At 65.2% G+C, this 21,772-nt stretch carries 21 protein-coding genes and 1 pseudogene; 14 read left to right on the top strand and 8 right to left on the bottom strand.

The annotated features are described in order from the left end of the window. The first annotated feature begins 315 nt into the window (after positions 1-315). From IG171_RS03000 to IG171_RS02985, 4 genes and pseudogenes are all read left to right on the top strand, one after another. Complete coding sequence (locus IG171_RS03000) at positions 316-744, top strand: TetR family transcriptional regulator C-terminal domain-containing protein (RefSeq protein ID WP_249204011.1); 429 nt, start codon at positions 316-318, stop codon at positions 742-744. Next, entirely contained in the window at positions 734-1,315 is a 582-nt protein-coding gene (locus tag IG171_RS02995) for a hypothetical protein (protein ID WP_212129775.1), read from the top strand. The genes IG171_RS03000 and IG171_RS02995 overlap by 11 nt, the downstream gene beginning before the upstream one ends. An 8-nt stretch (positions 1,316-1,323) precedes the next feature. Further along, on the top strand, positions 1,324-1,596 hold the full coding sequence (locus IG171_RS18995) for a hypothetical protein (protein WP_249204010.1): 273 nt from the start codon (positions 1,324-1,326) through the stop codon (positions 1,594-1,596). 49 nt (positions 1,597-1,645) lie between these two features. Further along, positions 1,646-2,831 (top strand): annotated as a pseudogene (locus IG171_RS02985) (IS3 family transposase). Positions 2,832-2,852: 21 nt separating this feature from the next. Here IG171_RS02985 and IG171_RS02980 read toward each other — a convergent pair. The 6 genes from IG171_RS02980 to nrdH all read right to left on the bottom strand — a co-directional run bounded on the left by IG171_RS02980 (position 2,853) and on the right by nrdH (position 8,698). Then, positions 2,853-3,071: a helix-turn-helix domain-containing protein gene (locus tag IG171_RS02980; protein WP_212129773.1), complete on the bottom strand. Its 219-nt coding sequence runs from the start codon at positions 3,069-3,071 to the stop codon at positions 2,853-2,855. A 32-nt stretch (positions 3,072-3,103) separates the two neighbouring features. Further along, positions 3,104-4,234 (bottom strand): site-specific integrase, encoded by a 1,131-nt coding sequence (locus tag IG171_RS02975; protein WP_249204008.1) that lies wholly within the window; start codon positions 4,232-4,234, stop codon positions 3,104-3,106. A 554-nt stretch (positions 4,235-4,788) separates the two neighbouring features. Further along, positions 4,789-5,760: a class 1b ribonucleoside-diphosphate reductase subunit beta gene (gene nrdF, locus IG171_RS02970; RefSeq protein ID WP_212129772.1), complete on the bottom strand. Its 972-nt coding sequence runs from the start codon at positions 5,758-5,760 to the stop codon at positions 4,789-4,791. 145 nt (positions 5,761-5,905) lie between these two features. Then, on the bottom strand, positions 5,906-8,011 hold the full coding sequence (gene nrdE / locus IG171_RS02965) for a class 1b ribonucleoside-diphosphate reductase subunit alpha (RefSeq protein ID WP_212131501.1): 2,106 nt from the start codon (positions 8,009-8,011) through the stop codon (positions 5,906-5,908). A 26-nt stretch (positions 8,012-8,037) separates the two neighbouring features. Next, on the bottom strand, positions 8,038-8,451 hold the full coding sequence (nrdI, locus tag IG171_RS02960; protein WP_212129771.1) for a class Ib ribonucleoside-diphosphate reductase assembly flavoprotein NrdI: 414 nt from the start codon (positions 8,449-8,451) through the stop codon (positions 8,038-8,040). Between the two features lies 1 nt (position 8,452). Then, the gene (nrdH, locus tag IG171_RS02955; RefSeq protein WP_166973050.1) at positions 8,453-8,698 is read right to left on the bottom strand and encodes a glutaredoxin-like protein NrdH; all 246 of its coding nucleotides are present in this window, start codon (positions 8,696-8,698) and stop codon (positions 8,453-8,455) included. 759 nt (positions 8,699-9,457) lie between these two features. On the opposite strand from nrdH, the gene IG171_RS02950 reads away from it, so the two are divergent. The 7 genes from IG171_RS02950 to IG171_RS02920 are packed head-to-tail and all read left to right on the top strand — an operon-like array spanning position 9,458 to position 15,787. Then, the gene (locus IG171_RS02950) at positions 9,458-10,453 is read left to right on the top strand and encodes a MoxR family ATPase (RefSeq protein ID WP_212129770.1); all 996 of its coding nucleotides are present in this window, start codon (positions 9,458-9,460) and stop codon (positions 10,451-10,453) included. 12 nt (positions 10,454-10,465) lie between these two features. Then, positions 10,466-11,350 carry a DUF58 domain-containing protein gene (locus tag IG171_RS02945; RefSeq protein ID WP_212129769.1) on the top strand — a complete coding sequence of 295 codons (885 nt, stop codon included), beginning with the start codon at positions 10,466-10,468 and terminating at the stop codon, positions 11,348-11,350. After that, complete coding sequence (locus tag IG171_RS02940; protein ID WP_212129768.1) at positions 11,337-11,789, top strand: hypothetical protein; 453 nt, start codon at positions 11,337-11,339, stop codon at positions 11,787-11,789. The genes IG171_RS02945 and IG171_RS02940 overlap by 14 nt, the downstream gene beginning before the upstream one ends. Then, the gene (locus IG171_RS02935; RefSeq protein ID WP_212129767.1) at positions 11,780-12,754 is read left to right on the top strand and encodes a VWA domain-containing protein; all 975 of its coding nucleotides are present in this window, start codon (positions 11,780-11,782) and stop codon (positions 12,752-12,754) included. Before IG171_RS02940 ends, IG171_RS02935 begins: the two co-directional genes overlap by 10 nt. Next, entirely contained in the window at positions 12,751-13,875 is a 1,125-nt protein-coding gene (locus IG171_RS02930; RefSeq protein ID WP_212129766.1) for a VWA domain-containing protein, read from the top strand. The genes IG171_RS02935 and IG171_RS02930 overlap by 4 nt, the downstream gene beginning before the upstream one ends. Next, positions 13,872-14,654, top strand: coding sequence for a tetratricopeptide repeat protein (locus IG171_RS02925; RefSeq protein ID WP_212129764.1), 783 nt, complete (start codon positions 13,872-13,874; stop codon positions 14,652-14,654). Before IG171_RS02930 ends, IG171_RS02925 begins: the two co-directional genes overlap by 4 nt. Positions 14,655-14,677: 23 nt before the next feature. Next, positions 14,678-15,787: a histidinol-phosphate transaminase gene (locus IG171_RS02920; protein ID WP_212129762.1), complete on the top strand. Its 1,110-nt coding sequence runs from the start codon at positions 14,678-14,680 to the stop codon at positions 15,785-15,787. Here IG171_RS02920 and IG171_RS18990 read toward each other — a convergent pair. Beyond that, complete coding sequence (locus IG171_RS18990) at positions 15,735-16,559, bottom strand: helix-turn-helix domain-containing protein (protein WP_249204005.1); 825 nt, start codon at positions 16,557-16,559, stop codon at positions 15,735-15,737. The genes IG171_RS02920 and IG171_RS18990 overlap by 53 nt on opposite strands. Continuing rightward, positions 16,475-17,233, bottom strand: a complete 759-nt coding sequence (locus IG171_RS18985) for a PucR family transcriptional regulator ligand-binding domain-containing protein (RefSeq protein WP_249204003.1) — start codon at positions 17,231-17,233, stop codon at positions 16,475-16,477. Before IG171_RS18985 ends, IG171_RS18990 begins: the two co-directional genes overlap by 85 nt. 149 nt (positions 17,234-17,382) lie before the next feature. Here IG171_RS18985 and speB point away from each other — a divergent pair, with 149 nt between their 5' ends. The 3 genes from speB (at position 17,383) to IG171_RS02900 (ending at position 21,606) form a co-directional block, all read left to right on the top strand. Beyond that, complete coding sequence (gene speB / locus IG171_RS02910; RefSeq protein ID WP_212129760.1) at positions 17,383-18,399, top strand: agmatinase; 1,017 nt, start codon at positions 17,383-17,385, stop codon at positions 18,397-18,399. After that, positions 18,396-20,087, top strand: a complete 1,692-nt coding sequence (locus IG171_RS02905; protein ID WP_212129759.1) for a thiamine pyrophosphate-binding protein — start codon at positions 18,396-18,398, stop codon at positions 20,085-20,087. Before speB ends, IG171_RS02905 begins: the two co-directional genes overlap by 4 nt. A 61-nt stretch (positions 20,088-20,148) precedes the next feature. Then, the gene (locus tag IG171_RS02900) at positions 20,149-21,606 is read left to right on the top strand and encodes a sodium:solute symporter (protein ID WP_249204276.1); all 1,458 of its coding nucleotides are present in this window, start codon (positions 20,149-20,151) and stop codon (positions 21,604-21,606) included. Positions 21,607-21,772 lie beyond the last annotated feature (166 nt).

Genomic DNA, 21,772 nt, shown 5'->3' with positions numbered 1-21,772 from the left:
ACCCCGTTACCGTCATGCGCCTGCTTGAGGGCGGTGGACACCGCGCACCCACTTCGATACACTTGTATCGCATTGGTGAAAGATGGGAGATGGGCTGTGGCGCGAGGGCGCGGACGCGATCACGATGCGATCAGGCAGGCGATAGTCGACGCAGCGGGCACGGCGGTCGAGCAGGGGGGCGTCGAGTCGCTGACGTTCCGGCGGGTTGCCGCTGCCGCGGGCGTGTCCCCAGGACGGGTCCAGCACTACTTCACCGACCGCGCCAGCCTAGTGCAGGCCTGCTTCGATACTGTGCAGGATAGGGCGCGTTCTCGTGTGGAGGCGACGCTCGCGGCAGTCGAGCCGAGCCCTGCGGAGGTGGTCGCGGCGCTTCTCCGCACGATGATCCCGCGTAGTCCCGAGGACTTCAGAGACCTCCGTGTGGTCACGATGTTTGAGACCATGGCGCTCACCGAGCCGGCGCTGGGGCGGGCCCTGCTGGAGGGGCACGCAGAGCTGCGCAGGCTGCTGATCGACCAGGTAGCGCTCGTCTTACGCGGGCCCGGTTCCGAGCTGGAAGCAGCCGGCACCACGTCCCCGGAGACGCTCTCTGATGGATTGCTCGCGACGGCCGGAGGGCTCGCGATTGAAGTCCTGCACGGCCATCTCGGGTCTGACGAGGCCAACCGGGTCCTAGACGCGGCGCTGGCCTGCGGGCTCGGCAAGTACACGGCGAACGGCACGGAGGCTGGCCATGACACATGACCCCGCGGTGCTGCGGCCGCTGCGGCGAGCCGAGGGGCTGGTGCGGGGCCGGTTCGAGACCGAGCACAACGGGTCGACCTACGTCGTCGACGCTCACTATCTCGACCTGGACGAGCGCATCCGCCTCTACCAGGACGGGCGACTGGTCGACACCGCTCGCCGGCGTGCCACGTTCCACATCGGCGGTGGCGCGCGGATCGAGGCCGCGGTCGCTCAGGTCGGCATGAAGTACGTCCGACTGCGACAGGGCGAAGCCGGCGACACGGTGCAGCTTCCGCCGGCCGACGGAACGGCCGAGGCATGGCGGGCGCGGATCGGTCACGCTCACCCCACCGCGAGCCGGGTCGTCGGCTGGATCTCGCTCGCCGTCCTACTGGCCGTGCTCGGGATCGAGCTTCCCCAGCTGGTCAACCTCGCCGGGAACCTGACGCCGCTCATCGGACTGCCGTCGTTCGAGGTCCCGGCACTGACGCTATCGGGCTGGGCGAACCTGGCGCTCATCTTCCTGGCCGGAGCCGCCGGGCTCGAACGCAGCCTGAGCATGAAGTACAACCCCCTGCTCGACGACTGATCGGCTCGATGGGTCAGAACACTCATTCACGGCGCTTAAAAGACGATGATATCGGCGGCGTGGACTCTGCTCTCGACGCCAAGGGCGGACAACGTCAAGACAGTGCTCGCTCTGCAGATCAGGGCCGACCGGTGCGGATGGTAAACGGCCCTGGCCGCGAGCGGTTTCTGCCAGTCCTGGCCCGCACCCGCTCGATCCTACATTCGGTGGGGCCGGTTGCCTATGACTGCGTGAAGCTCATCTTCGTTCGGCACGGTTCGGCGATCCTGTGGGACTGCTGAAGGTTTGGTTGACTTCACGACTGGATAAATTCCAGGAAGGATAGAAGTCATGCCAAAGATCTACACCGATGAGTTCAAGCAATCAGCGCTCGAGCTCTTGGACGATGGAATGACCCAGAAGCAGGTGTGTGCCGACCTCGGTATCTCGAAGTCAGCTCTCCAGGCCTGGGTGCGTGACTCGCGGCTACGCGAGCACGGACTCGAGCCCTCCCGTGATGTCGAGGAGTCACGCGCCCAGGCGGCAGCGCTGAAACGCATTCGCGAGCTCGAGCGTGAGAACAAGATCCTCCGCGAGCCCGCAGCGTACCTCTCGCAAGCGAACTTGAAGCTCGGTGGCCATCACCCAAAATGATGTACCCGCCGGTACCGTGACCTTGCTGCCACCGGGGTGCCGGTGGCAGTGACCTGTCGGGTGCTCGGCTTTACCAAGCAGGGGTTCTACAAGTGGTGCGCTCATCCGGTCTCAGCTCGGGACTGGGACAAGGCACATCTGATCAATGCCGCCTACGACGTTCATACGGACGACCGGCGAGTTCGGGCACCGGTTCATCGCCGATGAACTCCACGCCGCGGGTCTGCAGACGTCAGAGCGTCGTGTGTGGCGATTGTGCTCGCAGCAGCAGTTGTTCTCGCACACGATCAAACGAGCCCGGAAACACGGCAAGAAGCCCGGCCCGCCAGTGTGTGACGACCTCGTCGAACGCGACTTCACTGCCAAGGCAATCAACGAGTTGTGGCTGACCGACGTTACCGAAGACCACACCAGTGAGGGCAAGCTGTACATGTGCGCGGTCAAGGACGTGTTCAGCAACAGAATCATCGGCTATGCCATCGATTCGAGAATGAAATCTCGCCTGGCTGTGGCGGCGATTGATGATGCTGAGGCCCGTCGTGGCGGGTCTGGAATGATTGCCGGGTGTGTCGTTCACTCGGATCGCGGCTTGCAATTTCGTTCTCGGAAGTTCCAGCAGGCTCTACGGCATTACGGGCTCGTCGGATCGATGGGTCGGGTCGGTGCTGCTGGTGATAATGCGGCGATGGAATCGTTCTTCGCCGTGTTGCAGAAGAACGTCCTCGATCGGGGCCGTTGGGACACGCGAGCGAGGTTGCGCACAGCGATCGTCCACTGGGTCGAGCGGACCTATCACCGGAAGCGTCGACAGCGACGTTTGGGTAAACTGACCCCGGTTGAATACGAGCTTGTTCACCAAAAGGCCGTCGCCCTGGCGGCATAAACCCAGGAGTCAACCAAACCTTCAGCAGTCCCTTCCCTTCACGGAGGGCATCTCGATGAGCAGTCGCTCGCGCACCTCGTTCAGGTCGACGCGGATGAGACGTCCGACGCGGTAGCCATGAATTGTTCCGTCGGAGATGCGTCGCCTCAGCGTCTCGACTGACACGCCGAGCAACTCGGCAGTCTCCGCCAGCGACATCATCTGCTGGTCGGACGGAGCGGGTCGACTGCGATGGACCATGATTCTCCTTCAGGCTCTGAGACGCGTTCACCTCACAGGTGTCCATCACTGTCCGAATCGGGCTCATCCTGCGGCGACATGGCCTCAGCGATCCGAGCGGCGGCACGCTTGCTCGTCCGGTCCGCGAGTTCGCGGTCGCGACCCATCGTGGCGTGCTGATAGCGCAACGCGACGCGGATGTCGGAGTGTCCGCCGCGCCGCATCAGCTCGGCGAGCGTCGCGCCCTCCTGGGCGAATATCGTCAGGCCGGTGTGCCTCAGATCGTGGAAACGGAACCGCGGCGCCAGTCCGGCGACGGATTCGCGGGCGTCCATCCACATGTATCCCCAGCGGGTGTTCGACAGCGGCACGCTGTTTCGCGCATGAGCAGGAACCAGCGGGGCCTTTGCCTCGGGAGCAACGTTTTCTCGGAGATGTTCATCAAGACGCTTGTGCATGATCGCCGGGATGCTGAGCGACCGCTTGCCGGCGTCGCTCTTGAGTTTGCCCGTGTAATCGCCGCTGTTGGCGCTCAGCTGCCGGCGCACGTGCAGTGTTGCGGTGCCATCTGGGTGCCATTCGATATCGCGACGCTGGAGTCCCAAGCACTGGCCGCGACGGAGCTGGCACCAGGCGGCGAACAGCACCATGATCGCCCACGGCTGCGGGACTGCCTCGTAGAGAGCCTCGACCTGCTCTGGGGCCGCCACGTCGTCGAGCTCATCCCGGTCCGCGTCGTGTCGAACGGGTTCCTGCTTCGGGACGGAAATGCTCGGCGCGGCCGGGATGACTCCGTCGCGAGCGGCCTGACGCAGGATCATCATGAGCACGACAAGCACCGGCCGGGTGACCCCGTTGAACTTGGACTTCGGGTTCAGCGGGGAGGGGATCGCGTCGAGCCGGTCGGTCATGACGCGGATGCGCGCTTCGTCGATCGCCCTCACTGGGGTGTCGCCGAACTCGGGGATCAGGTAGCCGTCGACCTTGCTCTTGTAGGAACGCACCGTTCCCAGCGCGCGCTTCTTGCCGCTGCGGTTCGGTTGTGTGCGGATCTGCTCGATCCACCGGTTCGCGTACTCGGCGAACCCGATCAACCGCGCCTGCTCCGCTTCGGCCTCGGCGCGAAGACGAGCGGCACGCACCTCGGGCGGCTCCCACTCGCCGCGGGCGATCTTGGTATGCACCGACGCCAGCCACGTGCGCGCGTCTGTCTTCGTGAAGAACGTCAGCGGCTTGTCATCGTCGGTGCGGGCCGTATAGGTGATCCCATCGGGTCCGGGGTACCGGACTTGCCAGCGGCCGGAGGGGAGCTTCCGCAGCCTGCCCTACGCCTCGCGCTTGCCCGCGCTGTTCTCCTTCTTCGTCGTGCTCATCATGCCCTCCGGTGGACGCTCGTGGACGGGAGCGGGCCGCCGTGCCCCTCCGTGCCCTTCGCTCCCGACGGAGGGAGGAATCCGCGAGATCCTGCGGGTTCTCGGCCCGTCTCGAAGCTGCGGAGGGCACGAAGGGGCACGACATCAAGGGCACGCCGATCCCGAATTCCGCTTGGCGTGTCGCCCCGCCTCCACTGAGCAGGTACGCGCGTGCCCCCGGCGTGCCCCATCGGACGGCTACTGGTGTTCATCTCTGTCCTCCTCTGTCTGGTGAGAAAAGGCACGAAAAGAGGCCCGGAGCTGCGATAAACCGCAGTTCCGGGCCTCTCACCAGCCCTTTTCAGGGCCGAGCTAGATCAAGGGTCTTAGAAGTCCCAGTCGTCGTCTTCGGTGTTCTCGGCCTTGCCGATGACATAGGACGATCCCGAACCGGAGAAGAAGTCGTGGTTCTCATCGCTGCCGGGCGAGAGCGCCGCAAGAATGGCCGGATTCACCTTCGTGACCTCCTTGGGGAACATCGTCTCGTAGCCGAGGTTCATCAGCGCCTTGTTGGCGTTGTAGTGGAGGAACATCTTGCAGTCCTCGGCCAGCCCCACCGAATCGTAGAGATCGTGGGTGTAGGCGACCTCATTCTCGTAGAGTTCGTACAGGAGATTCATCGTGTAGTCCTTGAGCTCCTGCTTGCGCTCCTCGGACTGCGATTCGAGCCCCTTCTGGTACTTGTAGCCGATGTAGTAGCCGTGCACGGCCTCGTCGCGGATGATCAGACGGATGAGATCGGCCGTGTTGGTCAGCTTGGCGTGGGCAGACCAGTACATGGGCAGGTAGAAGCCGGAGTAGAAGAGGAACGACTCGAGCAGCGTCGAGGCGACCTTGCGCTTGAGCGGATCATCTCCCCGGTAGTAGCTGATGATGATGTCGGCCTTCGACTGCAGATAGGTGTTCTCACGCGACCAGCGGAAGGCCTCGTCGATCTCCTTCGTCGAGCACAGTGTGGAGAAGATCGACGAATAGGACTTCGCGTGCACGCTCTCCATGAACGCGATGTTCGTGAGCACGGCCTCCTCGTGCGGGGTGACCGCATCGGGGATGAGCGAGATCGCGCCGACGGTGCCCTGGATCGTGTCGAGCAGGGTCAGACCGGTGAAGACGCGCATCGTCAGCGTCTTCTCGTCATCGGTCAGGGTCGCCCAGGACTGGATGTCGTTGCTCAGCGGGACCTTCTCCGGCAGCCAGAAGTTCCCGGTCAGACGATCCCACACCTCATCGTCGATAGGATCGACGACGCGGTTCCAGTTGATGGCATCGACGTGCGATGCCAGGGTCAGATTCTCCAACGCTTTCTCTCTTCCCAAAGTCGTGTTCGCCGTGAGGACGAGCTGTCTGCACAGCACAGGTACGTCATATGCCCGGGCCCACTGTTCGAAGCGGGCCGGCATGAAGCCGGCGGACCGAGTCTCCTCGGTCCGCCGAATTCGATGATCAGAGCATGCAGGAAACGCAGCCTTCGACTTCCGTGCCCTGCAGCGCGAGCTGCCGGAGCCGGATGTAGTAGATGGTCTTGATGCCCTTGCGCCAGGCGTAGATCTGCGCCTTGTTGATGTCACGAGTCGTCGCCGTGTCCATGAAGAACAGAGTCAGCGACAGCCCCTGATCCACGTGCTTCGTGGCCTCGGCGTAGGTGTCGATGATCTTCTCGTAGCCGATCTCGTAGGCATCCTGGTAGTACTCGAGGTTGTCGTTGTTCATGAAGGGCGCCGGGTAGTACACGCGCCCCACTTTGCCTTCCTTGCGGATCTCGATCTTCGAGGCCACCGGATGGATCGACGAGGTCGAGTTGTTGATGTACGAGATCGAACCCGTCGGCGGCACGGCCTGCAGGTTCTGATTGTAGATGCCGTGCTCGGCCACCTGAGCCTTGAGTTCGCGCCAGTCCTCCTGAGTCGGAATGTGCACACCCGCCTCGGCGAACAGCTCCTTGACACGATCGGTGCGCGGTTCCCACACCTCATCGGTGTATTTGTCGAAGTACTCACCACTGGCGTACTGCGAACGCTCGAAGCCGGCGAAGGCGGTGCCGCGTTCCTTCGCGATCTCCATCGACGCCCGCACACAGTGGTAGGCGACCGTGTAGAAGTACATGTTCGTGAAGTCCAGACCCTCGTCGGAGCCGTAGTAGACGCGCTCACGGGCGAGGTAGCCGTGCAGATTCATCTGACCCAGGCCGATCGCGTGCGACATGTCGTTGCCGCGTGCGATCGACGGCACCGACTGGATGTCCGAGGTCTCGGAGACGGCGGTGAGGCCGCGGATGGCGGTCTCGATGGTCTGACCGAAGTCGTCGGAATCCATCGTCAGGGCGATGTTGAGCGAACCGAGGTTGCAGGAGATGTCCTTGCCGACGACGTCATAGCCGAGGTCGTCGTCGTACTTGCTGGGTTCGGAGACCTGGAGGATCTCCGAGCACAGGTTGGACATGATGATCTTGCCGTCGATCGGGTTCGCCTTGTTGACGGTGTCTTCGAACATCACGTACGGGTAGCCGGATTCGAACTGGATCTCGGCCAGAGTCTGGAAGAACTCGCGGGCGTTGATCTTCTTCTTCCGGATCGCCGCGTTGTCGACCAGCTCCGTGTACTTCTCGGTGACGTTGATGTCAGAGAACGGCACCCCGTAGACGCGCTCGACGTCGTAGGGGCTGAAGAGGTACATGTCCTCGTTGCGCTGGGCCAGTCTGAAGGTGATGTCCGGGATGACGACGCCCAGCGACAGGGTCTTGATCCGAATCTTCTCGTCGGCGTTCTCACGCTTGGTGTCGAGGAAGTTGTAGATGTCGGGGTGGTGAGCGTGCAGGTAGACGGCACCGGCACCCTGACGAGCCCCGAGCTGGTTCGCGTAGGAGAAGGAGTCCTCGAGCAGCTTCATGACCGGGATGACGCCCGAGGACTGGTTCTCGATCTTCTTGATCGGGGCACCCGACTCACGGATGTTCGTCAGGGCGAACGCCACGCCGCCGCCGCGCTTGGACAGCTGCAGAGCGGAGTTGATCGACCGGCCGATCGACTCCATGTTGTCTTCGATGCGCAGCAGGAAGCAGGAGACGAGCTCGCCGCGCTGCTTCTTGCCGGCATTGAGGAAGGTCGGCGTGGCCGGCTGGAAGCGTCCGGTGATGATCTCGTCGACGAGCTGGGTCGCCAGCGTCTCGTCGCCGCGGGCGAGGAAGAGCGCGACCATGACGACGCGGTCCTCGAAGCGTTCGAGGTAGCGCTTGCCATCGAAAGTCTTGAGCGTATACGAGGTGTAGAACTTGAAGGCACCGAGGAAGGTCTGGAAGCGGAACTTCTGATCGTAGGCCCGCTTCGACAGTCCTTCGATGAATTCGAACGAGTACTGTTCGAGGACCTCGGGCTCGTAGTATTCTTTCTCGACGAGGTAGTCGAGCTTCTCCTTGAGGTCGTGGAAGAAGACGGTGTTGTTGTTCACGTGCTGCAGGAAGTACTGCCGAGCAGCCTGCTGGTCACGTTCGAATTGGATCCGTCCGCTCTCGTCATACAGGTTGAGCATGGCGTTGAGCGCGTGGTAGTCCATGTCGGTCTCTTCGCGGATGATGTCCTCTACATTGCGGTCTTCAGCGAGCTCGCGCACAGTTTGTCCAATCCTAGATTCACCGCGTCGACGTCCTCCGGGGTTCCCAGGAGTTCGACTCGGTACATGAGGGGCACTTGACATTTGTCGGCGACTTTCTGGGCCGCGCGACAGTAATCTTCGCCGAAGTTCGTGTTTCCGGCGCCGATGACGCCGATGAGATGGCGTCGGTTCTCTTCGATATTGAGGAATTTGATGACCTGCTTGGGAACGGCACCTTGGTTTCTGCCGGCCCCATAGGTGGGGGTCATAAGGACGAACGGTTCGTCGACTCTCAGCGACTCCTCCTTCGTCAGCAAAGGGATCCGGCGGGCCGGATGCCGCAGCTTGCCGACGAAGCGGTGGGTGAATTCAGAGCTGCTGGAGTAGTAGACGAGAAGCATCTCAGGCCACGACGGAAGCCGTCTGCTCGCCGGTCAGAGTGGCGATCTTGTCGGGGCGGAAGCCCGACCAGTGATCGTTGTCGGTGACAACGACGGGAGCTTGCATGTAGCCCATGGCCTTGACCACGTCGAGGGCGTTCTCGTCGACGCTGAGATCGACCGACTTGTACTTCAGCCCCTTGGCGTCGAGCGCACGGTAGGTTGCATTGCACTGGACACAAGCCGGCTTGGTGTACACGGTGATCATGACGACTCCTCATTTCTGCCTTGCGGCTCCGCGTTTCTCTTGGTGTGACCGCGCCCTTGTCCTGCCGAATCATGATGAAGATCACGAGTCGCAGACTCAGGGACGACCACTAGATGTTGTGTTCGGGTACGACCCTACCCCTATATCCAGTGTTACACCAGTGTGGTTACGTCGTTCCACACCCTGTGTCTTCGTCGTCCACATTCGTCCACAGCCTGTGAACGACACGCGTGTAGTTCGGTCACCAGCGAGGACACTGGGATCAGCGGTCGACGGGTCGTTTTTCCCACCGTTTCCCGCCGAGGTTTTCCACCGATTTCCACAGAAAAGAAATTTTCCTGTGGGTGTGTCGCATCCGTTTCTCCACCCCCCCCTCTCAGGATCGAGCCGCGGCATCGATCGCCTCGTTTTCGAGGCGATGGTCACATCGTGAGCGACCAGGCTCATTCGTTCCCGCGCCCCTTTCCTTCCACCTCCATTCCCTGGTGGGCACGGGCTTCGCCGACGGTTCCGGCCGCAGCGACTGCTCGAGCCGGTTTCCCGACCGGTCGGGTCGGTGTTCCGACTGATCGATCCGGGTTCGACTGACGGTACAGGTCGCCACTGACGCAGAAGAGGCCGACGGCATCCCGGTTCAGGGCACGGCCGCACGCGCCGGTCGGTGTCGTGTGTCAGCACTGTCACGACTTCGGCTGTCCCATGTCAGTGCCAGCCAATATGCTGGAGACCACACCGCGACGAACCGAGAGGCTGACGACTATGACGGCAACGGCACCGGCCAACACCCAGGAGATCGCCCACGCGCAGACGATCCTCAACGGTCTTGAGTCCTACCTCGACCATTTCGTCGTCGGCCAGCAGCGTCTGCGCGAATCGCTGCTCATCGGTCTGCTGTCCAGCGGACACCTGCTGCTCGAGAGCGTCCCGGGTCTGGCGAAGACGACGGCCGCCGCGGCCCTGGCCAATGCCGTCGACGGGAAGTTCTCCCGCATCCAGTGCACCCCCGATCTGCTGCCGGCCGACATCATCGGTTCCCAGATCTACAACGCGCGTGAGGGGTCGTTCAACACCGTCCTCGGCCCTGTGCACGCCAATATCGTCCTCCTCGATGAGATCAACCGATCCTCGGCGAAGACCCAGTCGGCGATGCTCGAGGCCATGCAGGAGAAGCAGACGACCATCGGCGGCCACCGCTTCGAACTCCCCCGCCCCTTCCTCGTCATGGCCACCCAGAACCCGATCGAGCAGGAAGGCACCTATCAGCTGCCCGAAGCCCAGCTCGACCGTTTCATGATCAAGGACCTGCTGACCCACCCGGACCCCATCGAAGAGGTCGAGATCCTCTCCCGCCTCGACTCCGGCGTCTTCGACCGGGACTCGATCCCGAATCCGACCTGCACCCTCGACGATGTGGTCACCATGCAGCGCTATGCGCGCACGATCTACATCGACCCCGCGATCACCCGGTACCTCGTCGAACTCGTCCACGCCACCCGCAACACGGGCAAGTACCTCGGCCGCTTCGCCCCGTTCATCGAGTACGGCGCCAGCCCGCGTGCCTCGATCGCGTTCACCACTGCCGGGCGTGCGCTGGCGATGATCCGCGGCCGCAACTACGTCATCCCCGAGGACATCAAGGACCTCGCCCACCGGGTTCTGGCCCACCGGATCCAGCTCAACTTCGAAGCCGCCGCCGAGAACATCACGAGCGCCCAGGTCGTCGATGCCCTCCTCATGGCCGTGCCCACCCCCTGATCGGCGACGACGATGACTGTCCTGCTCAATCGCATCAAGGCGCGGATGACCATCCACGCCCATCGCCGCACCCGGCGGCTGCTCGACGGCGACTACTCCTCGGTCTTCCACGGCCACAGCCTCGACTTCGACGATCTTCGCGACTACATTCCCGGAGACGAGATCCGCGATATCGACTGGAAGGCCACCGCCCGGCATACCGACCCCCTGGTCAAACGCTATGTCGCTCACCGCAGGCACATCCTCGGCCTGGTCGTCGACACCTCCCGCGACTTCGACGCCGTGACCTCGGCGGGGGCGGACAAACGGCACCTGGCGATCCTCATGGCCGGGATGGTCGGATACCTCGCGGTGCGCCACGGTGACGATGTCATGCTCATCCACGGCAACGCCGAACGCACGACCGCCTCCCCCAGGAAGGGCAGCGAAGCCCACCTCGAACACCTGCTGCAGCAGATCCTCGCCGAAACGGGCACCGCGGCTGCCGGTTCGATCCGCTCACAGCTGCAGTGGATCAGCAGCCACATCAGCCATCGGATGCTGCTCGTCGTCATCTCCGACCAGGCTCCCCTGGGGCCGGAGGAGGAAGCGGCGATCCGTCGGCTGCGGGCCCAACACGAGGTCCTGTGGATCACGATCACCGATGCGGACCTCGCGGGGCTGCCGGCCGCCTCGGCGCCGTTCGACATCGCCCGTCCCGCCCACGGACTGCCGACATCCGTCATGGCGAAACCCGAGGTGAGGCAGGAATTCGCCCTCGCCGAGGCGGCCCGCCGGCAGCATCGCATCGATATGCTCGCGAAACTGGGCATCGCCCATGCCGAGGTCGACCACCCGAAGGCGGCTCTGGGCCGCCTCCACACCCTACTGCTGAGGCATCGCCGTGGGCCCCGCTGAACTCGTCGCACCTCTGCAGATCTCGCCGGCGTGGTACGTCGCGGTCTGCTTCGTGCTGCTCATCGCTCTGTCCAACCTCTTCGCCCCGCTCATCCGACTCGCCGCCGGAGCGACCGAGGCGGCGGGCCCGCGCATCCCGATCCCCGTGCGCAGCACTTACCTCTCGCGCATCGCGACCGTGGAGACGTCCCTGGGGTCGGAGTCCGCGGACGTCCGCGACTCGGCTCGGCAGCTGGCGAAGATCGTCCGCGACTTCGCCCGCGATGCCTGGGGAGTCAAGGCCGAACATCTCACCTACCGTGATGCCGCGGTCGCCGGGCTCGATGACCTCGCCGCATGCCTGAGGGGACTCTACGAAGCGGAGTTCGCCGAGACCGAACCGACCGATCTGCAGGCTCAGATCGTCGATGCCAGAGAGTTGGTGGCCAAATGGTCCTGATGTTCTGGTGGCTCGCCCTCATCCTGCTCGTCCTCGCTGCCGCGGGGGTCTTCCTCTTCCGCCGCCCGAAGGCCACGGCGTCCTCCCTGGCCGTGGCCCACAGCGGCCGGATGACCAGTCTGCCCGGCTTCCGCCGGGCCATGCGCCGGCGCCTGATCACCTCGGTCGCATTCCTCGGCGTCATCGTCCTCACCGGGATCTCAACGCTGGCAGGCATCGCCCGACCGGCCTGGATCGAAACGGTCAACCCGGAGAAGAAGCTGCGCGATGTCATGCTCTGCCTCGACGTCTCCGGCTCCATGCTCGGCTACGATGCCGATCTGCTCGAGGCCTACCAGGAGCTCGTCGACCGCTTCGACGGCGAGCGCATCGGCATGACCGTATTCAACGCCACGGCCGTCTCGGCGTTTCCGCTCACCGACGACTACGACATGGTGCAGAACTTCCTCTCCGAGGCCGAAGAGGGCTTCCGCACATGGGGCGCCGAAGGCACCGACTACTCCTGGTCGACGTCGCCGCCGAACATCGGCGGCTCCTCCCTCATCGGGGACGGACTCGTCTCCTGTGTCGACAACTTCGACCGCCAGGACGAGACGCGCTCCCGCTCGATCGTCTTCGCCACGGACAATATGCTCGCCGGCGAGCCCCTGTTCGATCTCAATGAGGCCGCCGATATCGCCGTCGACGCCGACGTGCGGGTCTACAGTCTGTCCCCGCCGTCGATTCTGACGACCACTCAGACGAAGGAGCTGCGGTCGGTGTCCGACCGCACCGGCGGCAAGCAGTTCGACATGGGATCGGCCTCGACCATCGACCGCATCGTCGACGAGATCCAGAGCCAGGAGGCCGAGAACACTCCCGGCCGTTCGCATACCATCGTCCATGACATGCCGGCGGTCCCACTCGGACTCGCCGTCTTCGGTCTCGCGGGAGTGTTCGTGCTGGCGTGGAGGACGAAATCATGATCTTCGACCCCGTCTTCACTTGGTTCGGCTGGGGCTTCGTCGTCCTCGCCCTGCTCACCGTGTGCATCATCCCGGCCGTCCGCGGCGCCGGGCCCCGGTGGAAGTGGTTCGCGCGCATGGGAGTCGTCGCGGTCCTCGCTCTGGCCCTGGCCCGTCCCGGCATCCCGATCAAGTCCTCGACCGAGGAGTACGAGGCCCAAGCGGATGTGTACTTCGTCGTCGACACGACGACTTCGATGGCCGCCGAGGACTTCGACGGCGACGATACGCGCCTGTCGGGAGTCAAAGACGACATGCTCGCACTCGCCGAGGAGTTCCCGGGCACCCGCCTGAGCATCATCACCTTCGCCTCGACCGCGGCGACGGTGATGCCGCTGACGACCGACCACGCGGCCTTCGCCTCGGCCGTCGACGTCCTCGCACCGGAGAACTCCCTGAATTCCAAGGGTTCGTCCATCACCGATGCCGGTGACGAACTCGAGAAGCGCATGAGCGCCAACGACGAAGACCGTCCCGAGAACAAGAACGTCGTGTTCTACTTCGGCGACGGGGAGCAGACCGTATCGCAGGACCCCGACTCCTGGGCCTCCTTCGCCTCGGGCATCGACAGCGGCGCGGTCTTCGGCTACGGCACCGCCGAGGGCGGGAAGATGCGGCAGACGCAGCCGTTCGGTTCCGAAGCCGGCATCGGTGACACCGGTGACGGAAACCAACCCGGTCTGGGAGACTCCGACGACGATTCGGCAGACGGCGGCTCGGACGACAACGGGCCAGAGGGCGAATACGTCCAAGACCAGGACGGCAACCCGGGCATCTCGAAGATCGATGAGACCAACCTCAAGCAGATCGCGTCCGACCTCGGCGTCGACTACCACCACCGGGACGGCAGCGGCGAGATCTCCAGCGTGTACACCGCCCCGGAATTCGATCAGGCCCTGGTGAAGAAGGACGGTCGGACCACCGTCGACGAATACTTCTGGGTCCCCCTCATCCTCGTCTTCGCCTGGATCGCCGTCGAGCTGGTCTTCGGCGTCCGCGAATACCTGCGACTGAAGGCGATCACCCCTCGCCGAGGCGCGACGGCCGGATCCGGTCCCGGGCAGAGAGGAGGCCCGCGATGAACCGCCTCAAGGGGCTGTGGTCACGGCTGCGTCGGATCACGAAGATCAACCTCATCATCGGCACCATCGCCGCATTGGTCTTCAGCTACATTGCCGTGACCGCCTACTTCGGCACCGCTTCGCAGGTCCGCTACACCTCCAACGACTTCCCCGGAGCGAAGAGAGCCGCAAGCGTCTTCCTCCACTTCAGCCCCGTTCAGCGCCACATCGGCTATTTCAATCGCGGCACCGCCGAGGCGGCCGTCGGCGATTACGATGCCGCCCAGGCCGACCTCGAAGCCGCGCTCGAGATCGCACCGGCCTCGGCCGAATGCGCGGTGCGGATCAACCTGTCCTTCGTCTACGAGAAGCAGGCCGATGAGGTCGCGGGACAGGACCCCGAACAGTCGCAGGAGCTCTACGACCGGTCGTTGAAGACGCTCGAAGACGCCCCGAAGGAATGCCAACCGGACGAGAGCGAAGAGAAGCAGAAGAGCGAGACCGCCAAGGAACGCGTCGAGGACAAGAAGGAGGGCGAGAAGGCCAAGGAGGAGGGAGACGACGACGAGGACTCTCAGAACGAGGATTCGCAGGATGAGTCCTCCGACGATGAGGAGACCTCCGATGGTGACGAGCAGCAGGGTTCGGAGGACGAGGAGTCCGAAGACTCCGGGAACAAGTCCGAACGCGAGAAGAAGCGCGAGGAGCTCGAGGAGCGCGGAGAGGAGTCCGAACGGCACCAGCATGAGCAGGGGCCCCGCGGCAACGGCGGTCGGTCGACGCCGGAGAAGCCCTGGTGACTCGGCTGTGACATCATGAGCCCATGACCGTTGCCGATTCCGCATCCTCCGCCACCCGGACGCCCCGCCTGCGGGCCGCTCTGGACACCTTCCCGCCCTATGTGCCGGGCAAACCGCCTCGGCAGGTCGAGGGTCTGAGACCGTACAAGCTCTCCTCGAACGAGAACTTCCTCCCTCCCCTGCCCGAGGTGCTCGAGACCATGGCCGAACAGGCGAAGGATCCCGCCCACTACCCCGACGACGCGGCACAGGCACTGCGGCAGGGACTGGCCGAACGCCTCGACGTCGACCTCGACGAACTCGTCGTCACCACCGGTGCCAGCGAACTGCTCGTGGCGCTGACCGAGATCACCTCGGACCAGAACACCGAGGCCATCTACCCGTGGCCGTCGTTCGAGATGTATCCGCAGACCACGGGTCTGGTCGGAGCCGAGCGCATCGAGGTGGCGCTGACGGCTGACGGTCGCCACGATCTCGAGGCGATGGCGGCGGCGGTCACCGACCGCACCAGCCTCATCATCCTCTGCTCACCGAACAACCCCACCGGCCCGGTGCTGCGGGATGAGGAAGTGCGGGACTTCCTCGATCGGGTGCCGTCCCATGTGCTCGTGGCCTTCGACGAGGCCTACTGGGAGTTCGCCACGGCTGCCGGCCGCGCACGCGGTGTGGACCTGGTCAGGGACTATCCGAATCTCGTGCTGGTGCGCACCTTCTCCAAGGCCCACGGGCTGGCCGGGCTGCGAGTCGGCTACGCCGTGGCTCACCCGCAGGTCATCGACGGCCTGCTCAAGGCCGTCATCCCCTTCGGCGTGACCGATATGAGCCAAGCCGCGGCACTCGAATCCCTCCGCCGCTGGGACCGGGTCCTCGATAGGGCACGGCAGATCGCGACGGCCCGCGACGACTTCGCCGAGGCTCTGCGCGACCAGGGATGGGAGGTGCCCGAGGCGCAGGCGAACTTCGTGTGGCTGCCGCTGGGCAGTCTGTCGTCGGCGTTCGAAGACGCCTGCGTCGAACGCGCCGTGGCCGTGCGCAACCTCGGCGAGGGCGTGCGCATCAGCATCGGAGAGCCCGAGGCCCTCAGCCGAGTCCTCGAGATCGCGCAGGCGTTCCGGGCCGAACACTTCGGATGAGGTCGGTGCGGCCGAGACCGTTCGGCTGGAGTTCGGCGAGTTCGAGGGCCATGGCCACGGCCTGAACCTCCTCGGCTCGGGAGAGGTCGCGACCGAGCAGCTTCTCGATCTTGGCCATCCGGGCCCGCACGGTGTGCCGGTGGATGCCGAGTTCGGCGGCGATCCGCTCCCGGGTTCCCCCAGTGCTGATGAACGCCTGCAGAGTCGCCAGCAGCTCCTGCCCGCCCCTGGCTCGGATCAGCTCACCGAGGAGGCGGTCGACGAAGCGTTCGGCCACCGCGGCGTCGACCGATGACAGCAGCGATCTGACCTCGGAGGTCGCCGATTCGTGCTGGGACCGCCACAGGGCCCAGGTGCGATGGATCTGAGCCGGCGGCACCGCCTTCTCCATCAGCAGCTCCAGACCGGTCACCTCGGCCACCTGCCCGATCAGCGCCTCCTGCACCGGGTCGTCGACACCGACGACGCCGAGGATCGACCCCGCCCGCGTGAGCAGACCGCGCCCGGTGACATCGGCGAGCAGGCGCTCTGGCGCGTCCCCGCGCGCTCCACCGAAGATGCGCATGCCGGTCTTCGCCACCGGTGCCAGCCCTGTCGCCCGCACCCATTCGGCCTGCGCTTCGCCGACCGTGAGAGCAGTCGTGAACAGAGGTGCCTCCCCATCCCCGGTCGGCAGCTCGGCGAGGTTCATCCCAGAAGCGCCGCCCCCGTCGACAGCAGCAGCGAGCGTGTCTGCGGCCGGCCGCCGGTCGCGGCGGGCACGAGCAGCCACCCGCGGATCTCCTCATCGCCCAAAGGCACCGCCTCGATGAAGGAGTCCCCGGCACGCACCAGACGCGGCGCCAGCGACGGTTTGCACGATTCGGCGATGAGCTCGAGCCGCACCCCGTCCTCGGCGTCGTCACCGACCAGGGCCCTGCCCGTGGGCGAGACGAACTTCGCCTCCGTCCCCAGCGTCTCGGCGAGATCGGCGACCAGAGCGGCCGGGCCCTGATGGGCCAGAGCATTGGCGAACCGTCGCGCGGCGCTGCTGGCTCGTGTCAGTTCGCGGTTCGTCTCGGCCTCACGCATGCGGGTGAATGCATCGACGACCGCGACGAACGGGACGGGTTCGGGCACTCCGAACAGGCCCAGCCCCACCGCTTCGGCGTGCCTGATCAGGGCCGGCGGAACCCGCTCCCAGGTCAGATCGGAGCCGAGACCGATGCCCAGTGCGTGCACTCCCACGCTCTTGAGCCGCGCGACGTAGTCTCCGACGGCCTCGGCGCCGAGGTCCTGACCGACGCCGATGGTCAGCAGGACCTCGCCGCCGGCCAGCCATTCGTCGACCTCCGGCAGCTCGGAGGAATGGACGATCGTCACCTCCTGATCCCTGGCCGTCGGCGGATCCACGATGACGTCGAGGGCGAGTTCGCTGCGCGCCCAGAGCTGTCCCAGAGTGACCATGGAACCGATTCTATCCGCAATGGACACTCTGATGATCAATTCCTCCATGACGGATATCGGTGTAGTCTGCACCACGTCCTAGGCTGATGGCACATCATCCGTCGACACCGATTCGACGGGCCCGCAACACCCGATGAAGGAGAGTGCCAGTGACGTCGCAGCCGCTCGGCCCGGCCGACTACAGCAAGACCCCCCGCTACGCAGGTCCCCCGACCTTCGGACTGCTGCCGCGCATCGACGAAGTCGAGGCACAGCGCCCCGGGGAAGGAATCGACGTCAAGGTCATCGGCATCCCCTTCGACGCCGGTGTCAGCTACCGCCCTGGCGCCCGGTTCGGTCCCGCCCACATCCGCCAGTCGTCGAAGCTGCTGCGGCCCTACAACCAGGCCACGAACGTCCACCCCTTCACCTGGCAGCAGGTCGCCGACTGCGGTGACCTCGGCGTCAATCCCTTCGACATCGAAGAGGCCATCGCCACGGTCGAGGCCAATGCCGACCAGATGCGCGCCGACGGAGCCCGCCTGCTCACCCTCGGCGGCGACCACACCCTGGCCCTGCCGAATCTGCGTTCTTTGCACAAGACACACGGGAAGATCGCCGTCCTCCACTTCGATGCCCACCTCGACACCTGGGACACCTACTTCGGTGCCCCGTACACGCACGGCACCCCGTTCCGCCGCGCCAGCGAAGAGGGTCTGCTCGATCTCGAGTCCTGCATGCACATCGGCATCCGCGGACCCCTCTACGGGAAGGAGGACCTCGAGGACGACGAGGTCCTCGGCTTCCAGATCATCCGCAGCGACGAGTACCAGTTCGCGTCCGTGGCCGATGTCGTCGCCCGGATGCGCTCCCGCCTCGGCGACGCCCCCGTCTATCTGTCCGTCGACATCGATGTCCTCGATCCCGCGGCCGCCCCCGGCACCGGCACCCCGGAGGCAGGCGGAATGACCAGCCGCGAGCTGCTCAGCTCGATCCGCGGACTGCAGGGACTCAACGTCGTCGGCGCCGAGATCGTCGAGGTCGCCCCGGCCTACGATCATGCCGAGATCACGGGTCTGGCCGCGGCCCATGTCGGCTACGAGATCCTGTCGCTGTGGGCCGCCGAGAAGAACGGTTCGGCCGAGCCCACCGGCCCGGCCGGCGACGCCCTCGGTGTGCGGCGATGAATCGGGCTGAGGACTTCCGCAACGGCGGTCGTGCCGTCGTGGCCACTCTGGCCGCCCATGGCGTCGACACGATCTTCGGCATCCCCGGCACCCACAACCTCGAGTTCTACCGGCACCTGTCGGAGTTCGGGATCCGGGCCGTGACTCCCCGGCACGAGCAGGCGGCCGGCTACGGCGCCGATGGGTACTTCCTCGTCTCCGGCAGGCCCGGAGTCGTCATCACGACCTCGGGGCCGGGACTGACGAATGTCATCACGGCGGCGGCGACCGCCTATGCGGAGTCCCGGCCGATGCTCATCCTCTCCCCCGGAGTGCCGACCGGATTCGAACGCGCCGATGTCGGGATGCTGCACGAGACGAAGGACTCCTCCGGCGCGCTCAACCGCCTCCTCGTGTCCTCCCAGCGCACCCGCACGGCCGAAGGCGCAGCACAGGCGGTTGCCGAGGCCTTCGCCATGTTCTCCTCGGCCCGGCCCGGACCCGTCCACATCGAGGTCCCGCTCGATGTGCTCGAGGGCGCGTGGAACGGCAGCGTGCCGGCCCCGTTCGCCGGTCGCCGTCCCGGCCTCGATGACCATGTCGTCTCCCGGGCCGCCGAGGCGATCGCCGCGGCCACCCGCCCCCTCGTCATCGCCGGCGGCGGTGCCCGCCGAGCCCGTGCGGAAGTCGAGCGGTTCGTCGAGTTCATCGATTCTCCGCTGGCGACGACGGCCAACGGCAAAGGCATTCTGCCTGAGGACCATCCGCTCTCACTCGGGTCCAATGTCCGCTTCCCCAGTGTGCAGGCCGAGTCCGCTGCCGCCGATGTGCTCATCGTGCTCGGTTCCGAACTCGCCGACTCCGATCTGTGGGGCGGACTCATCGGTGCGCAGTCGGCCGTCGGGGTGCGTGACGGGGCCGCGGGCCAACGCGTCATCCGCTGCGATATCGATCCTGACCAGCTGAACAAGAATCTGCCCGGGGACATCCTCGCCTGCGCCGATGCCTCCGAGTTCCTCACCGCGGTCATGGCCGCACTCGAAACCGACCGGGCCTCGTCTGCGGACGCGACCTTCGCATCCGATGATCCGGCCACGGTCACCTCGGCGCGGGCGACCGGAGGCGAGCGCACCGCACGGATCCGTCAGGGCTGGGGCTCCGACTTCGACTTCGACTCGATCGGCGCCAGGGTCACTCGATTGGTCGAGCAGGGGGCTGGCCCGAACGTCGTCATCGCCGGCGACTCCTCACAGGTGACCTACGACGGGACGGTGCACGCCCTGTCCGCGTCCACACCCGACCAGCTGCTCTACATGCCCGGCTTCGCCACCTTGGGCTACGGCATCCCCGCCGCACTCGGGGCGAAGGTCGCCGACGTCGACCGTCCCGTCGCATGCGTCCTCGGCGACGGGGCCGCCATGTTCTCCGTCCAGGAGCTCATGACGGCCACTGAGCTGGGCCTGGGCATCCCCTTCGTCATCGTCGACAACGGCGGCTACGCGGAGATCGAGGGCCAGATGGTCGAGCGGGACATCGAACCCTTCGCCGTCCGCCTGGCCCGCCCCGACTTCGCGCGGCTCGGCGAGTCTATGGGCGGGGCCGGGGTGAGGATCGCCGAGGCGGACATCGACGAGGCCCTGCCCGGGGCCGTCGCCGCCGCACTCGAACGCCGAGTGCCCACTGCCATTCACATCACCGCAGGCTCCTGAGGCCTGACTGACAGAGAGGGTCGCTGTGGACTCCTTAGTAGTGATCATCTATCTCGCCGCGATGGTGGGATTCGGAATCTGGGGCCGATTCAAGGCCAATGACCAGGAGGACTTCCTCGTTGCCGGACGCCGCCTCGGCGGACTGCTCTACACGGGCACGATGTCGGCCGTCGTCCTCGGCGGGGCATCGACGATCGGAGGCGTCGGCCTCGGCTACACCTCCGGGCTGTCGGGCATGTGGCTGGTGTTCGCGATCGGGCTCGGCATCATCGCCCTGTCCCTGTTCTTCGCTCCCCGAATCCAGCGACTCGAGATCTACACGGTCTCGCAGATGCTCGAACTCCGCTATGGGAAGGGCTCGCGGTTCGTGTCCGGGGCGATCATGACCGCCTACGGTCTGATGATCTCGACGACGTCGACGGTGGCCTATGCGACCGTGTTCCACGCCCTGTTCGACCTCAGCAAGTTCTGGTCGGTGCTCATCGGCGGCGGCATCGTCATCCTCTATTCGATGCTCGGCGGCATGTGGTCGATCACGCTGACGGACTTCGTCCAGTTCTTCATCCAGACGATCGGCATCTTCCTCATCATGCTGCCCGTCGTGCTCTCGAAGTCCGGCGGCCTGGGCCAGCTGTTCTCCGGACTGCCGGCCGAGCACACCAGTCCGGTGGGCATCGGCTGGCAGGCGATCCTCGGCTACATCCTCATCTACACCCTCGGTCTGCTCATCGGTCAGGACATCTGGCAGCGCGTGTTCACCGCTCGCAGCCCCGGCGTGGCGCGTTGGGGCGGGTTCTCGGCCGGCGTGTACTGCCTGGCCTACGCCGTCGCCGGAGCGCTCATCGGCATGGCGGCGACGAAGATCGTGCCCGGCATCGAGGTTCAGGACGATGTGTTCGTCGCCGTCGTCGACGCCGCGATGTCACCGCTTCTGGGCGGGTTCGTCCTCGCCGCGGCCCTGGCGGCCATGATGTCCACGGCCTCGGGATCGCTCATGGCGGCCTCGACCGTGTGCCGACAGGACATCGTCGAACCGATCCTGGCCCGCAAGGACATCCTGCCCGAGACCACGACCGAGCACCCGGGCCCGGACGGCAGCTCGGACGGTGGGGCGAAGTCGACGCTGGTGCGGTCCCTGGTCCGCGAGACCGGTGATGAGGTCCGCGATTCGCGCATCTACCTCATCGTCCTCGGCGTCGTCACGCTGGTTCTCGCCATGATCATGCCCAGCGTCGTCGAGGCCCTGACCGTGGCCTACAACCTGCTGGTGGCGGGCCTGTTCATCCCCATCCTCGGCGGTCTGATCTTCCGTCGCGGCACGATCGTCGGCGTCATGGCCGGGATGATCCTCGGCGCGGTGACCACGATCGTGATCATGATCGTCATCGACATCTATGCGAACGAGGCGATTTACCTCGGCCTCATCGCCTCGCTGCTGGGCTACGTCATCGGTTCCCTGGTCTCGAAGCCGACGGATCCGGCGATCATGGCCGCATGGAAGGAGCGGTTGAGCCGCTGACACCGGGGCCGCGGACTTTGCCGCAGGTGCGCGGGTCGTCTATATTCGAAGAGTCAGGCCGGCATCGACGACAGATCCGGTTGATGCCGTTTCGCCGGTGCCCGAAAAAGGGGTGCGAAGCCGCGGTCGCCCGCGAGTGAGACATATATGGATCGTTTCTTCCATA

The sequence above is a fragment of the Brevibacterium sp. SMBL_HHYL_HB1 genome (genome assembly GCF_018208375.1).
Classification (GTDB): Bacteria; Actinomycetota; Actinomycetes; order Actinomycetales; family Brevibacteriaceae; genus Brevibacterium; species Brevibacterium intestinavium.
Note: the sequence above shows the minus strand (reverse complement) of the source record. Positions and strands in the feature narration are given on the sequence as shown.

What these genes read in the sequence shown, in the direction of transcription:
- IG171_RS02995 (WP_212129775.1), top strand. Translation starts at nt 734, where the DNA reads ATGACACATGACCCCGCGGTGCTGCGGCCGCTGCGGCGAGCCGAGGGG.
- IG171_RS18995 (WP_249204010.1), top strand. Translation starts at nt 1,324, where the DNA reads ATGGGTCAGAACACTCATTCACGGCGCTTAAAAGACGATGATATCGGC.
- IG171_RS02980 (WP_212129773.1), bottom strand. Translation starts at nt 3,071, where the DNA reads ATGGTCCATCGCAGTCGACCCGCTCCGTCCGACCAGCAGATGATGTCG.
- nrdE (WP_212131501.1), bottom strand. Translation starts at nt 8,011, where the DNA reads ATGGACTACCACGCGCTCAACGCCATGCTCAACCTGTATGACGAGAGC.
- nrdI (WP_212129771.1), bottom strand. Translation starts at nt 8,451, where the DNA reads ATGCTTCTCGTCTACTACTCCAGCAGCTCTGAATTCACCCACCGCTTC.
- nrdH (WP_166973050.1), bottom strand. Translation starts at nt 8,698, where the DNA reads ATGATCACCGTGTACACCAAGCCGGCTTGTGTCCAGTGCAATGCAACC.
- IG171_RS02950 (WP_212129770.1), top strand. Translation starts at nt 9,458, where the DNA reads ATGACGGCAACGGCACCGGCCAACACCCAGGAGATCGCCCACGCGCAG.
- IG171_RS02945 (WP_212129769.1), top strand. Translation starts at nt 10,466, where the DNA reads ATGACTGTCCTGCTCAATCGCATCAAGGCGCGGATGACCATCCACGCC.
- IG171_RS02935 (WP_212129767.1), top strand. Translation starts at nt 11,780, where the DNA reads ATGGTCCTGATGTTCTGGTGGCTCGCCCTCATCCTGCTCGTCCTCGCT.
- IG171_RS02930 (WP_212129766.1), top strand. Translation starts at nt 12,751, where the DNA reads ATGATCTTCGACCCCGTCTTCACTTGGTTCGGCTGGGGCTTCGTCGTC.
- IG171_RS02925 (WP_212129764.1), top strand. Translation starts at nt 13,872, where the DNA reads ATGAACCGCCTCAAGGGGCTGTGGTCACGGCTGCGTCGGATCACGAAG.
- IG171_RS02920 (WP_212129762.1), top strand. Translation starts at nt 14,678, where the DNA reads ATGACCGTTGCCGATTCCGCATCCTCCGCCACCCGGACGCCCCGCCTG.
- IG171_RS18985 (WP_249204003.1), bottom strand. Translation starts at nt 17,233, where the DNA reads ATGGTCACTCTGGGACAGCTCTGGGCGCGCAGCGAACTCGCCCTCGAC.
- IG171_RS02905 (WP_212129759.1), top strand. Translation starts at nt 18,396, where the DNA reads ATGAATCGGGCTGAGGACTTCCGCAACGGCGGTCGTGCCGTCGTGGCC.
- IG171_RS02900 (WP_249204276.1), top strand. Translation starts at nt 20,149, where the DNA reads ATGGTGGGATTCGGAATCTGGGGCCGATTCAAGGCCAATGACCAGGAG.